The sequence below is a fragment of the Bradyrhizobium sp. P5_C11_2 genome (assembly GCF_054049755.1).
On sequence record NZ_JBFULT010000863.1, the window covers coordinates 1 to 2,075 of the forward strand.

2 protein-coding genes are annotated in these 2,075 nt (G+C 65.5%); both read left to right on the plus strand.

From position 1 onward, the window contains the following. On the plus strand, window positions 1–820 hold an 820-nt coding region (locus ACXJL8_RS39565), incomplete at its 5' end, for an NADH-ubiquinone oxidoreductase-F iron-sulfur binding region domain-containing protein (protein WP_456686870.1). Next, on the plus strand, window positions 817–2,075 hold a 1,259-nt coding region (locus ACXJL8_RS39570; RefSeq protein WP_456686871.1), incomplete at its 3' end, for a 2Fe-2S iron-sulfur cluster-binding protein. The genes ACXJL8_RS39565 and ACXJL8_RS39570, both read left to right, overlap by 4 nt.

Genomic DNA, 2,075 nt, shown 5'->3' on the forward strand with positions numbered 1-2,075 from the left:
CGACGAGTATCCGGCGGCGCGCGCCATCCTCGAGCGCGAGATCGCAAAGCTGCCGGCGGGCGGCCCGACGCTGCATATGCGCCGCGGCGCCGGCGCCTATATCTGCGGCGAGGAATCCTCGCTGCTCGAGAGCATCGAGGGCAAGCGCGGCCTGCCGCGGCACAAGCCGCCTTACCCGTTCCAGGTCGGCCTGTTCGGCCTGCCGACGCTGATCAACAACATCGAGACCCTGTGGTGGGTGCGCGACATCGTCGAGAAGGGCGCCGACTGGTGGAAGGGCCACGGCCGCCACGAACGTCACGGCCTGCGCAGCTTCTCGGTGTCGGGTCGCGTCACGAATCCCGGCATGAAGCTCGCGCCCGCCGGGATCACCGTGCGCGAACTGATCGACGAATATTGCGGCGGCATGGCCGATGGCCATCAGTTCTACGCCTATCTGCCGGGCGGCGCGTCCGGCGGCATCCTGCCGGCGGCGATGGACGACATCCCGCTCGATTTCGGCACGCTGGAGAAATACGGCTGCTTCATCGGCTCCGCCGCGATCGTGATCCTGTCGCAAAAGGACAGCGTGAAGGCAGCGGCCTTGAACCTGATGAAGTTCTTCGAGGACGAGAGCTGCGGCCAGTGCACGCCGTGCCGCGTCGGAACCGAGAAGGCGGCGCTCTTGATGCAGCAGCCGGTCTGGAACCGGGCATTGCTGGAAGAATTGAGCCAGGCGATGCGCGATGCCTCGATCTGCGGGCTCGGACAGGCGGCGTCGAACCCGCTCTCAACCGTGATCAAATATTTCCCTGACGAGTTCAAGGAAGCGGCCGAATGACCAGGATTACGTTCGAGCTTGACGGCAAGCAGGTCGAGGCCAATCCCGGCGAGACCATCTGGCAGGTCGCCAAGCGCCAGGGGCGCGAGATCCCGCACCTCTGCTATTCACCGGAACCGGATTACCGCCCGGACGGCAATTGCCGCGCCTGCATGGTCGAGATCGACGGCGAGCGCGTGCTCGCCGCCTCCTGCAAGCGCACGCCCGCGGTCGGCATGAAGGTGAAGACCGAGAGCCACCGCGCTGTCGCCGCGCAAAAAATGGTGATGGAGCTGCTGGTCGCCGATCAGCCGGCGCGCGCGACCTCCCACGATCCGGAGTCCAAATTCTGGCACTGGGCCGAGACCACCGGCGTCACCGAGAGCCGTTTCCCCGCCGCCGAGCGCTGGGAGACCGATGCGAGCCATCCGGCGATGCGCGTCAATCTCGATGCCTGCATCCAGTGCGGGCTTTGCGTGCGCGCCTGCCGCGAGGTCCAGGTCAACGACGTCATCGGCATGGCGTATCGTAATCACGGTTCGAAAATCGTGTTCGACTTCGACGATCCCATGGGCGAGTCGACATGTGTGGCCTGCGGCGAATGCGTGCAGGCCTGCCCGACCGGCGCGTTGATGCCGGCCGTGATGCTCGACGACAAGCAGACCCGCGTCACCTACGCGGACAGGAAGGTCGATTCGCTCTGCCCGTTCTGCGGCGTCGGCTGCCAGGTCACGTATCAGGTCAAGGACGAGAAGGTGATCTATGCGGAGGGCCGCGACGGCCCCGCCAATCACAACCGTCTCTGCGTGAAGGGCCGCTTCGGCTTCGACTACATCCACCATCCGCATCGGCTGACCAAGCCGCTGGTGCGGCTGCCGAATGCGAAGAAGGATGCCAACGACCAGGTCGATCCGGCCAATCCCTTCACCCATTTCCGCGAAGCGTCGTGGGAGGAAGCCCTCGACATCGCGGCCAAGGGTCTCGTCAAGATACGCGACACCAACGGTGTGAAGGCGCTCGCCGGCTTCGGCTCGGCCAAGGGCTCGAACGAAGAGGCCTATCTGTTCCAGAAGCTGGTGCGCACCGGCTTCGGCTCCAACAATGTCGATCACTGCACGCGGCTGTGCCACGCCTCGTCGGTGGCGGCGCTGTTCGAAGGCTTGAGCTCGGGCGCGGTGTCGGCGCCGTTTGCGGCTGCGATGGATGCCGAAGTCATCTGGGTGATCGGCGCCAACCCGACGGTGAACCACCCGGTCGCGGCGACCTACATCAAGAA